Raw genomic sequence first — 12,429 nt, 5'->3', positions numbered from 1 at the left:
TGCAAGCCCGTCTTTTAGAACCGGATATGCGGCGGGGCGGTTAGGGCGGTTAACTTAAAACAATAACAATTTCTTTTGCGTTTTCATCGGCGCTCAATCGGGCGCCGAGCATCCGGCAGACCGTCGCTTCCCCCGGCGACGGAAATGGCGCACCGGCGGTAAAAAAATCTTCTGCCACACCCTGAAAACGAATTCGGACGCCAGCATCGGTTTTCTCCGCAACTATCGAGAGCGTCCCTTCAGAGGCGCATGCTTCTATGGCTCGACACAGGCAGGCCCATATCAGACGCTCTAAAAAAAACCGGTTGGTGACCGTCGTCAACGGGGCCGTCGCCGCCTCGAATTGCGGCGGGCGTCCTTTCATGACGATGAGGCGGGCTGCCAGGTTGATGACGAACCCGATCGTCTCATGCACATCCACGGTTTCCGAAGCGTGGTCGGCGCTGTGGGCAAACCGGTTCATGTTCCGGACAACACCGTCTCCTCGGGCGACTTGGCGATCGATGGACTGTGCCAGCCGAGTCAACCGTTCCGGGTCCAGGGGAATGCCCTTGGCGTTCATGGCCAGCATGTCCTGGAGCAGACCGGCGTTTTCCTTGATGATGGCCAGCACGTTTTTGATTTCGTGGGAAACCGAGGCGGACATTTCCCCGAAAAAGCGCACCCCATCGACAGCCAGCAAGCGGGATTCGTCGGTCATGGTTTTTCTTCTTTCGGTAATGGGCCGTTGTCATCGCCGTTTTTGGCCGATGACGACAAAAGCGGTGTCAAGGGCAGGGTCACGGTGAAGCAGGTGCCCCGGTTGGGCTTGCTTTTGACGGCGATTGTGCCTCCCATTTCGGATACCAGGCCGTAGGTGACGGACAGGCCCAGACCGGTTCCCGCGTGGCCCTCCCGGGTGGAAAAGAAAGGTTCGAAGACCCGCTTCAAATCCGCTTCGGGGATGCCGTGGCCCGTGTCGGCCACCGCCACAGAGATGTGGTCCTTTTCATGGCGTCGGATGAAGATATCCAGTCGTCCACCGTTTTGCATGGCGGCAAAGGCGTTGTTGATCAGATTGAGAAAGATCTGTTGGAGGTTTCCCAGATCGCTTTCGAAGGCCGGAATTCTTTCCCGGGTCGATACGGATATGGCGATGTTGCGCCGTTCGGCCTCTTTCTCCAGGAACGCCAGAATCTGGCGGATGACGGCCTCGATGTCCACCGTTTCCACGGATGCCTCCATGTGCCGCGAAAAATCCAGCAGCCGGCGCGTGATGGTCCCGCAGCGCTTTACCGATTCAAGCACGGCCTCCACCAGTCCGATCAGTTTTTCGTTGCCGGTCTGCTCGCCCCTGATGGTGAGCAGGTCTTTGATCAAACCGGCTTTCTGGTTGATGATGGCCAGGGGATTGTTGACTTCGTGGGCCACCCCGGAGGCCAATCGTCCGATGGAAGCCAGCTTGTTGGCGTATTCCACCTGGTGCAGGGCATGGACCCGGCGCTGGTCGGCGGCGTGGATGCGGTTGACCAGGTAGGTGGCTACGCCCACGATGGAGGCCAGAATCAGGACAACACTGAACAGCAGGAATCCGATCAGGTGCATTCGCGGTTTGAACCAAAGGTCCATGATATCCGACTGCTGGCGGATCATCAGCAGTACAAAGGGGCTGTCGGCAATGGGGGCCATGCCCACCAGCACGGGGCGCCCGTCCCGTTCGACGGTTTGGTAAACGCGGGTTCCGTCGATCTCTTCGGGTATGGGCAGGGGAATTTTCTCAAAGCGCGGTCCGTAATGTCGGGACGGTGTCTGGAGCACGCCCTGCCGGTTCATGATAAAGACATCGTCGCGCCCGTCCATGGCCAGTTGGGACACCGGAACGTCGAAGAGATCGGCATCCAGGGTTGCCCGCAACACAAAAAATCCGCCGTCGCTTAGACGCTGTCGAATGGCGATGACCAGTTGATGGTTCTGTCCGGAATTTTTGGTTACATCGCTGATGAAAAATCCGTTGGCAACCGCATGATCGAAGCATTTGCCCGGCTCCAGACGGCTGCCGGCCCCGACATGTAATCCGGCACAGGCCCGAATATTGCGGTCTGCGTCCACCACATCCAAATCGACAAATCCGCCCATGATTTGCTGCAGCCGATCCAGGAGGATTTCCAACCGTCCGGGTTTGGTCAGCGCGTCCAGGCCATTGTCCCGCGCGATGAAAACCAGGGCTGCCCTGCGCTGGGAAAGGAGAAAGGAAATGCTGCGCCAGGTGTTGGAGACCGCACGGGACACGGCCATTTTCGCCTCATTTTCAAACGCCTGGCGGGTAAGCCGGTAGTCCATCAGGGCCATGACAAAAAGCGGCGTAAGCGTCACCACCGTGGTAAACGATACGATCATCAGCCACTTGCGCCGGAAGCTGAACTGCCGATTTTCCGGTCCGGAGGCCGAATCCAGGTGGTCCCAGAAACGCGGCTTGAGTTTGGACAGGATGCTCATCATAAGGTCCTGTGTTTATACGAATCCGTCACGCTTTGACCTGCCGAATCTTTTCATGGGCTTCTTTCAGGGTGGCGCTCAATTCGTCGATGTCCACCGGTTTTTGCAGATAGGCGAAGGCGCCCATCTGCATGCACTGCTGGCGGTCTTTTTCGCTGCCGTGGCCGGTGAGGACGATGACTTCGATCTCCGGCCGGGTGGCTTTCACCTGCCTGAGAATCTCCATCCCGTCGATGCCCGGCATTTTCAGGTCGATAATCATCACTTCGGGTTCATCCTCCTTGACCAGGGTCAGGGCGGATTCGCCGTCGTAGGCCACCGCCGAGCCCATGTCCCTCAGCTGGAGCCGTTCGGACAGGGTCTGGACGAACTCGCGCTCGTCATCCACCAGCAGCACCTTGGAAGGGACTTCGAAATTATGTTTGCGATAGATGGTTGCCTCGTGAAAATTTTTACCCACTCTGGTGGATACCGATTCCACCCCGGGAAGGGTTCCGGCGATGGCCTTGAGTTCCTCCTCCAGACGGGCCAACATCAGTACCTGCTTGTTGATGGTCAGCACCACGGCTCCGTTTTCTGCAGTGACCGAGACGTCGTGGCCTGCCCGGCACAATTCCATTTCGACGGCGGCCGCGAGGAGGAAATCTTTCTGGGCCTGAGAAGAGGCACTGGTGCGGCGAACGGCATCCTTGATCAGGTTTTCCTCGATCAGTGCGCCCGCCCGGGCCACATCCATGCGGTTCATGGGAATGACCATGTCGTAGAGGCTGGCTTCCCATGGGTCCTTGACGGAAAGCAGGGCGTCAGTCCAGGCGCTGCTGTCGGCATCGGCGGCATGGATTTGCTTCAGGGCCTCTTTGCGGGTCAGCTTCCCGATGGTTTCGGCCTGTTCCAGGCGATACGGCATTTCGGCGATAATGCATACCCGCAACACGTGGCTGACGGTTGGCGGAATCAAAAGGCCGCAGAACCCATCGACAAGGGCGAGGCCTCCATCCAGTTCGACGGCCAACGCCTTGCGCAGGCAGGCGATGGACAACTCCTTTTCGTGGGTGAACGTGTTGAAAACCGAGGTCCTGGCCGAAAAGGCGCGCCGGATCTTGCTTTCCTGGATGCCCGAAGCCTCGGCGGCCTTTTGGACAATCCGGTCGTCGGTGATCAGGCGGTGGCCGGTACTGTCGATGACATCCTGGATGACCGCGTCGGCACTGCAGTAGCGTCCGCTGAAAATGGCAATCACAGACATCGTCAGGCTCCTTTGAATTCACGGGTGGATGCAAGGGTCCGAACCGAAGTCAGGGGGCAGTTCTTTTCGCTTCCCCCCCGATGGGTCTGCTCGTGAATGGCTCGAATTGCTTGTTTGAAAGTTGGATAAAAATGGTCTTCACCGATTTTATGGAAAAGATGGGTTCTTCGCAGCACCCGCATCACCGGTTCGTGAACGCTGCACAGCGAGATGTCGATGCCGGCGCTTCTCACCCGACTCACCACCAGAGAAAGGGACTCCTGGCCCGAGGCGTCGATATCGTTAATGGCTTCGGCGTCAATGATAATGTGCTTGAGGGAGCGCTTCATTTTCCGGCGCAGCCGGATCTGGTCTTCCAGGTAGCTGGCATTGGCGAAAAAAAGCGGGCCGTCGAAACGCACCACGTCGATATAGCGGCACTCTCTCAGACCGTGGGTGATGGCATCGTGGAGGGTCTTGTCCAGTCCCAGAGAAAGATCCACCACGTTCGGCCGCATGCTGCGGTAGAGAAATACACTCAAGGAGAGCCCCACGCCGACCAGGATGCCGCGGTCCAAGTGTGGGGCGAAGACCAGGGTGCATGCGAAAGTAACGATGGAGATGGCGCCGTCATACCATTGGGCCCTCCAGGCTTGAACGAAGCCTCTGGCGTTGATCAGTCCAGCCACAGCCATCATGATGATGGCCGCCAGCACGCTCTGGGGCAAATGATAGAGCAGCGGTGTGAAGAAAAAGAGGGTCGCTACCACGGCCAGGCTGGCGATCGCGCTGGAAAAACCGGAAACGGCGCCGGCCTGGAGGTTGACGGCCGAGCGGGAGAACGACCCGGCCACGGGATAGCTCTGGGACAGCGATCCAACGGCATTGGCCAGCCCCTGGCCGATGAGTTCCTGATTGGGGTCGATGCGTTGGCCGGTTTTGGCGGCCATGGCCTTGGCAATGGAGATGGCCTCCATGAATCCCAGCAGGGCGATGATGGCTGCCGATGGCATCAGGGCCAGAACGCTGTGGCCGTCCACGGCAGGCAGCCTGAACTCGGGAAGCCCTGTGGGGATGGCACCGACAACGGCTCCTCCGCTGGTGAAAGGCAGGGCGGCGGTGTCCAGCGGCCGCCGACCGACCTCCAACCGCCAGATTCCATCAATCTTTTCCAGATACGAAGGGCGGTTGCCCTGGCTGTAAAGGCGCACCGCGCCGTCTTCGCCTCTGCCGGGTTCGAAAAGCAGGCCCCGGATTCGGTGGCGATGGTCCCGGACAATCTTATTTTTCAATGCCATGCGATAGTTCAACAGGTCCAGATCGTGCTGCGTTTCGATGGCGATGAGGCGGTGGCCGTCCGCCTTGGCTTCTGTTAGCCGGGCATTGATTTGGGTGCGCTCTTCTCCCATTTTTTCAATCTGGTTGGTTTCGGCGTTGAAGTGCACGATCAGGCTGCGCAGGTCGGCATCCGCCACGGCCGCAAGGGGCTGGGTATGCCGCTGTTCGAAACCGGCGGCCCAGCTGATCAGTGTGGTTGCGGCCACGGCAACCAGTACACCTGGAATGCGCGGGGAAATCCTCTTAAGGCCCGCCATGACCGCGAAGGCGAACAGGGCCATCATCAGCGTCGGCCAGTGGGTGTAGTTCATGCCGGCTTGCATCACCTGAACCACCGTCTGAAGGTGATTGGCGCCCGAGTCCACGGCGACGCCGAACAGCTTGGAGAGCTGCCCCGTGGCGATGATGATGGCGGCTGCGTTGGTAAAGCCGTTGATCACTGGATGGGATAAAAAATTGACCACCAGCCCTAGCCGCAGGATGCCCAGGCAGAACTGGAGCAGCCCCACCATCATGGAAAGCAGGGCTGCATATCCGATAAAAGCCGGGCTCCCGCCTGCGGCCAGCGGCTGCAGGGCAACGGCGGTCATCAAAGATACCACTGCGACCGGTCCGGTGGCCAGCTGTCGGCTGGAACCGAACAGCGCCGCGATGGTTGGCGGCAGAAAGGCGGCATACAGGCCGTAATAAGCCGGCAGGCCGGCCAACTGGGCGTAGGCCATGGACTGGGGAATGAGCACCAGGGCTACGGTCAGACCGGCAAACAGGTCGCTTTTCCACTGCCGTCTACCGTAACCGGACAGCGATTCCAAAATGGGCAGCAGCCTTTGCCAAAAGAGACTGCCGGGCAGCTGTGGTGTGCGCTCCATGGCGGTCTACAAGCCTTTAGTCAGAAGCCTGCGGCAGGTGGCCATCAGGCTGTCGTAAAGGGTGCCGGCATCGTAGACGCGGTAGGTGTTGAGCCGTACGATGCCGTCGACCATGGCAAACAGAACCATGGCTGTTTTACGCGGATCGTCCACTGCAACCGATCCATCGGCCGTTCCCGCCTGAATTCCCTCTTCGAAAATGTCCAACAGACAGGTGTAAATGGCCTCCAGATGGTTTCGGCAAACCGGGCTGGTTTCAGCCATCTGATAGGGATAGTGACGGTGCAGGATCAGAAATTGCTGTTCCATGGTTGCTGCCAGGTGAAGATAGAAGGCCACCGCCGCCTCAACCATTTCCATGCCGTTGCGGACCGACCGGGTCTTCTGATGGCGGTCGAACTGGTCGACGATATCTTCCTTCACGTCCTTTAAGACCTGTAGAAAAAGGGCTTCCTTGTTCTTAAAATGATGGAAGATGGTGCCGGTGGCCGCACCGGTAGCGGCGGACAACTCGGCCATGGCCGTCCCTTTGAATCCGTTGCGGGAAAAGAGCCGCGTGGCGGCGGCAAGGATTGCATTTCTTTTGGACATGTGGTACCTGTCGGATAAAAAACCAACCGAACGATCAGTCGGTTTTTCTTATTAAAGACGTCGGCAAAAAATGTCAATAGGTAAACCCGAAGGTATCGGTAAAAATTGAACCCTCCCGGTTTTTTTATTTCGATGAAACCGGAAGCCGGTTATTATGAACTGTTTTTTTCAATCGCCCGAACACCCGAGTGTGACCGGATCGAATTCAGGAGAAAAAGGATGCGTCAAGCGTTCCCCGAAAAAGCCGAATTGCTGAAGAAGTTGAAGCAGGCCGGTTTCGCCGTTCCCGATTTTATTTATCTGCCTGCCGAGGATTTTGAAAACGAGAATTTCGAGGCACTGGAGAAGTTTCTGGAAAAACACCGGGAAAGCTTCAAAGTGATCGCCCGTAGCGCCCATCCGCAAGAACGCTGCTTCAAGGGAGGAACCTTCGATTCGCTGGAAACCTATGCCGATGTGGGTGGCATCCGGTATGCCCGCAACAAGATGATCAAGCTTGCCGCAACCAGCCGGCACCTTTGCATCGCCAGACAGCAGCATTTCAACCGCGCCCCCGAACTGGACCTCGACCAGATGGGGGTGATCGTCATGCCGTTTATCGACGGGGCCAGCGTCATGGCCAAGATGATCGACCGCTACTGGGAGTTCGGCTACTGCCGGGACCGCATCCACAAAGTGCAGAGCGAGCCTTACATTACCCGCACTCCCCATGACCGACGGCTGGTGCAGTTGTCCAAGGACATTCAGGGACATCTGGGCTTCCGCTGCGAAATCGAATACATCGTTTCGGCCGATGGCGACATCCATGTCGTGCAGGCCAAGGATATTTCCAACATCGAAATCCTGGATGAAGAGGAGAGCCGGCGGTCCATTGTGCTGGACGGCATCCGCAGGATCCGCAAGCGTCGCAACTATCGGGAGCGGCCGGTTTACGTGATGGACAACAAGGCGTTTTACATCGATATCATTTCACAGTGCGAGGAGTTGGTAAACGAATCTGCAGCGCCGGCGGATATGGATATTTCCCGGATCATCCGATCGATCGAGGCCTATCAGGCCGATATGGAGGCATTCGCATTGCGCCACCAGCGCTACGCCGTTTTGGGACTGACTATTCAGGACCCGGTGGAACTGTATCAGATTGCCAACCACTACCTGGACGATACACCGGAACTGCAGGCCGAACTGTCCAAAGCCCTGCACCACAACCTGTATCAGATCGACATTTTTATTTCCGAGGCCGATACCCTCATCGCCAAGGACAAGTTTCGCATCAACCTGTGCAGCCACGACGCTTATGGGATCGACACGGTTCGCAACCCCTTGTGGAGCGTCTACTGGTATGTGGACCGCCATGAAGCGGTGGTGCAGGAATTCAGGCGGGTTGGCTTTAAAACCGGCGATACCGTCGGCATCGACATCAACGTAGATGACAAGCCAATCGTTCACAGGCTTTAAAGGGGGGGGCGGTCTCCCGGTTTCGGGCGGCGTCAGGGATCGAAAAAATCCTTGAGGCGGATCACATCAGCCTGTTTGTTTTCTGTATCTTCCCGATTTTGAATAGCGCCCCGGCGTTTTTTCTTGCGGATCTGGTCCACGATCCCCTCGAGCTTGGGGTTGTCGGCGATCAGTTCCTGAATCTGGATTTCCAGAGCATTCCACAACGACTCCAGTTTTTGGGTACCCAGAGAAACCGATACCATGTCGGAAAGGACCCGCGCCAGTTGGATCAGCATGCCATGATGGACGATGCCCTGCAGGTATGCCGGGCAGTGGCACCACAAACTGGCTCCCGGCAGACCCCTTTTTGCACATGCGTCCAGAATAAGGGTGTGTATGGCGCTGGGACCCTGGTAGTTGATGGGAAGCACTCTGTGCCGGTTGAAAATCTCGGCGTAATCGTCGCCGGTCGTGAAGGCCGATATGATCAGATCGGTGTGTAGGACGCTGTCGAACATGCTGCCCAGGCTGATCACTCCCCGGGCACCCATATTCAGGGCCAGATCTGCCAGATCCTTGCAGAAGCGCTGCCAGTTCAGGCTGGGTTCGTCGGCGACCAGGATCAGCAGATCGCCCTGATCGGAGTCACTTTTTACAGCGAAAAAACTGCCCCCCGAAGCGTGGATCGATTTCAGCCGACCGTCTTCGATGCGCACATCCGGCCGGTTTTCGTCGTAGCGATAGCAGGCATCGGAATCGATACGGCCCACGGCTTTCCCATCAAGTGAATCGACTATAAAGGTGGCCATGGCAGAGGCGACCTCCAGGGCGTTCCCCCATCCCCGCAAGCCGACGACCACTGTCGGTGACGACAACGCGGGCATCGTTTCCAACTGTAAGGTGTCGAATTTCATGGCTTCATTGTCAGCCGGAATGCACCGGCTGTCAACAGCCAAACGCGGTCATCCTGGCATAACCGCGTTTGGACCGGGGGTCCTATCTGTGTTTGGATTGGGCTTCACGGGGAAAACAGCGAAAGTCGGGCTGCCATCGATATCCCTCAATTGCAGGATCCTTCCATTCGAAGCCAAGCCACGATAAGAATCCGGCTTGACTTGATCCGGTTGAATAGAATTTGTAGGACTGGCAGCTACTTGCGTTCTTTGTAAAAATCGGGATAAAGTCGGCGGGCGCATTCCGGGCAGATTCCATGGGTGAAATCGGCGTTGGAATGGTCGGCGATGTATTCTTCGATGGCCTGCCAGGTTTGATTGTCGTCATTGCGAATCCGCTTGCAGGAGGCGCAGATGGGCAAAAGGCCGCTTAGCGTCTTGACCTTGTCCAGGGCTTTTTGCAGTTGGGCAATCAACGCCTTTTGCTCAACAGCCGCCTGGTATTTGACCCTGGCAATTTCGATGGCGGAGCGCAGTTCGTTGATTTCATATGGTTTGATGATATAGCCGTAAGGATTGGTCGCAATGGCACGTTCGAACACTTTCCGGTCAGAAAGGCAGGTCATATAGATGATCGGTACATCCGAGCGTTCGGAAATCCTGGCCGCGACTTCGATGCCGTTCATCTCGCCCTTCAGCAGGATGTCCATGGTGACAAGGTCGGGATGATGCCGGTAGAACCTTCCGATGGCTTCCAGCCCCGTCTCGGCGGTAGCGGCCACCTCATAGCCCAGACTTTCCAGGCGTGCGCACAGCACCGTGGATACATTGGGATCGTCTTCCACCACCAGGAGGCGGATTTTACGATTCATAGAGGGCCTCCTATCGTCCGGAATCCGTAACGAATGCAATTTTTGCACGAAATGGTTCCTTTTGTGCACATATCCAACCGCATTGCCGAAACCCCAACCGGGAAGCAGCAGGCTGCTTTTCCCGTGCGTCTGCCAAATGACAGCCGTTTTCCCTGGTTTGGACCGAAGGAACCAGAGTTATTCCGCTGGCGGTCACATCTGGTTTCAGCAAGTTCCCTGCCAAATCGGATACTTTTAGAACGTTTCTATCCATAGGAACAAAAAGTTCTTGACACCCGGTTCAAAAGCCCTTACACATGATTCAACTTTTTACCTAAGGGTTGTCAAATGGATCGATCGACGTACATGCAAAACAGAGACGTATTGCTGCCAGGGACTTGGCGTTGGCAGCTTTGGCGGCTCGTGCATGCCCGCGGGATCTGATCCGTTCCGATCAGACAAAACAAGCCATCGCGGGTACAGTGATCCATGCCTGCGATCACCGATGCAGGGCCGTGGAGAGAGTCACGGCCCTTTTTGTTGGCGGAGAGGAAAAGATATGCGACTGAAAGCGTTTCCCGACCCGGAGCGGTTCGAACGCCTGGCCCGCGCCTGCAACGTGATTCCGGTGTGCCGGGAAATTCTGGCGGATATGGAAACACCGGTTTCCCTGTTGAAAAAATGCTGCGATGCCAAAGGGCAGGGGCCTGATGAACCGGTTTTCCTGCTGGAAAGTGTGGAAGGCGGCGAAAAATGGGGCCGCTACAGCTTCCTGGGCATTTCGGCGCGGGCCGATGTACGGATTTTTTCCGACCGAGTGACCATTTCCGAAAATGGGCAAACGGAAAATCATCCCCACGACGGCGATCCGTTGGCCACCCTGCGCGGTTTAATGAACCGCTTCCGCCCGGCGGAAATGCCCGAACTTCCCCGGTTCTGGGGCGGTCTGGTGGGATATCTGACCTACGAGATGGTCTCTTTTTTCGAGCGAATTCCCAACCGGCTGCCCGAAGACGCACCCCTGGCCCATTTTATGGTCTGCGACGAACTGCTGATTTTCGACAACATCCGCAACACCATGACCTGCGTGGCCATCGCTTTTACCGAGGACGGCCAGGATCCGGGCAAGGCCTATACCGATGCCGTGACGCGGCTGGACGCCATGGAACGCCGCATGGGCGGGCCGACAGCGGCACCTGCTCAGCCTTCCGGCGGCAGCCCGGTCATCGCTCCGCTGCTGGAGGAACAGGCCTTCAGGGACCGGGTCGTCGCCGTAAAGGATTATATCCGACAGGGAGATGTTATCCAGACCGTCATTTCCCAGCCCTTTCAATGCCCCGCGCCGGAAGACATTCTCGAAGTCTATCGCGCCCAGCGCTACGTGAATCCGTCTCCCTATCTCTACTTTTTCCGTTTTGACGAGATGGCCCTGGTAGGCTCCTCACCGGAAACCATGGTCCGGCTGGAAAACCGGGTGGCCACCCTGCGGCCCATCGCCGGCACGCGCCCCCGGGGCGGCAGCGAACAGGAGGACCGTGCCCTGGCCTCGGAACTGCTCTCCGATGAAAAGGAGCGGGCAGAACACCTGATGCTGGTGGATCTGGGCCGCAACGACCTCGGCCGGGTGGCCCGAACCGGAACCGTGCAGGTGACGGATCTGATGGTGGTGGAGCGCTACTCCCACGTGATGCACCTGGTTTCAAACATCAATTGCGATCTGGAAGACGATGTCGATGCCTGGGACCTGCTCCGGGCTTCGTTTCCGGCCGGAACCCTTTCCGGGGCGCCCAAGGTGCGAGCCATGGAGATCATCGACGAACTGGAGCAGAGCCCGCGGGGTGCCTACGGGGGGGCGGTGGGGTACGTCTCTTTCAGCGGCAACATGGATCTGGCCATTACCATCCGGACGGCTTGTGTCGCCGATGGCGTTCTCACCGTGCGGGCCGGTGCCGGCATTGTGGCCGACTCCCAGCCGGAAACCGAGCGGTTGGAAACCGTCAACAAGGCCATGGCGATACAGCGGGCGTTGGAGTTGACCCGCCAGGGCAACGGACAAGCGTAGATAACCCAATTCCTTTCGTCGACCATCGTTTTGTACGGCCCAAGACGAAAAGGAGGTTTACCATGATCCTGATGATAGACAATTACGACTCATTTACCTACAACCTGGTTCAATACCTGAAACAGATCGGAGAAGAGGTGGCCGTCCGGAGAAACGATGCGATCGGCGTGGACGAGATCGAACGGATGGCCCCCCGGGCCATCGTGATATCGCCGGGGCCTGGCCGGCCTGAGTCCGCCGGCGTCTCGCTGGAGACCATCCGGCGATTTTCGGGAAAGATTCCCATCCTCGGCGTCTGTTTGGGACACCAGTCCATCGCCCATGCCTTCGGCGGCAATGTAACTTTCGCCCAGCGTCTGATGCACGGCAAAACGTCGGCCATTACTGCTGACGGAAAAGGAATTTTCGGCGGCATCAAGAAGGCCTTCCAGGCCATGCGCTACCACAGCCTGGCCGTGGAAAAGCAGAGTTTGCCGGACTGCCTGGAAGTGACCGCCACCGCCGACGATGGGGAAGTCATGGGCATCCGACACCGGGACCACGTGACCGAGGGGATTCAGTTCCATCCCGAATCCATCATGACGCCGGTGGGCAAAAGGCTGCTGCGCAATTTCATTAAATTAGCGGTTCCGTAAGAAGCCCGATATCGGCGTTACGCTTCATCCCTCGTCACTGCGGAGTATGA

General features: G+C 57.7%; 10 protein-coding genes. 3 read left to right on the top strand and 7 right to left on the bottom strand.

What is annotated here, in order from left to right:
• Positions 1-49 precede the first annotated feature (49 nt).
• From GN111_RS12270 to GN111_RS12250, 5 genes are read right to left on the bottom strand one after another with little or no spacing between them, the layout of a single operon-like run.
• Complete coding sequence (locus GN111_RS12270; protein WP_155304020.1) at positions 50-700, bottom strand: sensor histidine kinase; 651 nt, start codon at positions 698-700, stop codon at positions 50-52.
• Positions 697-2,478, bottom strand: a complete 1,782-nt coding sequence (locus tag GN111_RS12265; RefSeq protein WP_155304019.1) for a sensor histidine kinase — start codon at positions 2,476-2,478, stop codon at positions 697-699. Before GN111_RS12265 ends, GN111_RS12270 begins: the two co-directional genes overlap by 4 nt.
• Before the next feature lie 25 nt (positions 2,479-2,503).
• Entirely contained in the window at positions 2,504-3,721 is a 1,218-nt protein-coding gene (locus tag GN111_RS12260; protein ID WP_155304018.1) for a response regulator, read from the bottom strand.
• Positions 3,722-3,723: 2 nt separating this feature from the next.
• The gene (locus GN111_RS12255; RefSeq protein ID WP_155304017.1) at positions 3,724-5,907 is read right to left on the bottom strand and encodes a SulP family inorganic anion transporter; all 2,184 of its coding nucleotides are present in this window, start codon (positions 5,905-5,907) and stop codon (positions 3,724-3,726) included.
• A gap of 6 nt (positions 5,908-5,913) precedes the next feature.
• On the bottom strand, positions 5,914-6,498 hold the full coding sequence (locus tag GN111_RS12250) for a TetR/AcrR family transcriptional regulator (RefSeq protein WP_155304016.1): 585 nt from the start codon (positions 6,496-6,498) through the stop codon (positions 5,914-5,916).
• A 219-nt stretch (positions 6,499-6,717) separates the two neighbouring features.
• On the opposite strand from GN111_RS12250, the gene GN111_RS12245 reads away from it, so the two are divergent.
• Positions 6,718-7,956 (top strand): hypothetical protein, encoded by a 1,239-nt coding sequence (locus GN111_RS12245; protein ID WP_155304015.1) that lies wholly within the window; start codon positions 6,718-6,720, stop codon positions 7,954-7,956.
• A gap of 32 nt (positions 7,957-7,988) precedes the next feature.
• Here the strand turns inward: GN111_RS12245 and GN111_RS12240 are convergent, their stop codons facing one another.
• Positions 7,989-8,894, bottom strand: coding sequence for a PAC2 family protein (locus GN111_RS12240; RefSeq protein WP_155304014.1), 906 nt, complete (start codon positions 8,892-8,894; stop codon positions 7,989-7,991).
• 194 nt (positions 8,895-9,088) lie between these two features.
• Positions 9,089-9,703 carry a response regulator gene (locus GN111_RS12235; RefSeq protein WP_155304013.1) on the bottom strand — a complete coding sequence of 205 codons (615 nt, stop codon included), beginning with the start codon at positions 9,701-9,703 and terminating at the stop codon, positions 9,089-9,091.
• Positions 9,704-10,241: 538 nt separating this feature from the next.
• Between GN111_RS12235 and GN111_RS12230 the strand changes: the two genes are divergently transcribed.
• Both GN111_RS12230 and GN111_RS12225 read left to right on the top strand, forming a co-directional pair.
• The gene (locus tag GN111_RS12230) at positions 10,242-11,744 is read left to right on the top strand and encodes an anthranilate synthase component I family protein (RefSeq protein ID WP_155304012.1); all 1,503 of its coding nucleotides are present in this window, start codon (positions 10,242-10,244) and stop codon (positions 11,742-11,744) included.
• Positions 11,745-11,806: 62 nt separating this feature from the next.
• Positions 11,807-12,379 (top strand): anthranilate synthase component II, encoded by a 573-nt coding sequence (locus GN111_RS12225; RefSeq protein WP_155304011.1) that lies wholly within the window; start codon positions 11,807-11,809, stop codon positions 12,377-12,379.
• Positions 12,380-12,429 lie beyond the last annotated feature (50 nt).

This window comes from Desulfosarcina widdelii (assembly GCF_009688965.1).
GTDB classification, from domain to species: Bacteria; Desulfobacterota; Desulfobacteria; order Desulfobacterales; family Desulfosarcinaceae; genus Desulfosarcina; species Desulfosarcina widdelii.
This window is presented reverse-complemented; position numbering and strand designations above follow the sequence as displayed.

Excerpts from the sequence above, each read along its gene's own strand:
- GN111_RS12230 (WP_155304012.1), top strand. The coding sequence starts at position 10,242 with ATGCGACTGAAAGCGTTTCCCGACCCGGAGCGGTTCGAACGCCTGGCC.
- GN111_RS12245 (WP_155304015.1), top strand. The coding sequence starts at position 6,718 with ATGCGTCAAGCGTTCCCCGAAAAAGCCGAATTGCTGAAGAAGTTGAAG.
- GN111_RS12235 (WP_155304013.1), bottom strand. The coding sequence starts at position 9,703 with ATGAATCGTAAAATCCGCCTCCTGGTGGTGGAAGACGATCCCAATGTA.
- GN111_RS12270 (WP_155304020.1), bottom strand. The coding sequence starts at position 700 with ATGACCGACGAATCCCGCTTGCTGGCTGTCGATGGGGTGCGCTTTTTC.
- GN111_RS12265 (WP_155304019.1), bottom strand. The coding sequence starts at position 2,478 with ATGATGAGCATCCTGTCCAAACTCAAGCCGCGTTTCTGGGACCACCTG.
- GN111_RS12250 (WP_155304016.1), bottom strand. The coding sequence starts at position 6,498 with ATGTCCAAAAGAAATGCAATCCTTGCCGCCGCCACGCGGCTCTTTTCC.
- GN111_RS12225 (WP_155304011.1), top strand. The coding sequence starts at position 11,807 with ATGATCCTGATGATAGACAATTACGACTCATTTACCTACAACCTGGTT.
- GN111_RS12255 (WP_155304017.1), bottom strand. The coding sequence starts at position 5,907 with ATGGAGCGCACACCACAGCTGCCCGGCAGTCTCTTTTGGCAAAGGCTG.
- GN111_RS12260 (WP_155304018.1), bottom strand. The coding sequence starts at position 3,721 with ATGTCTGTGATTGCCATTTTCAGCGGACGCTACTGCAGTGCCGACGCG.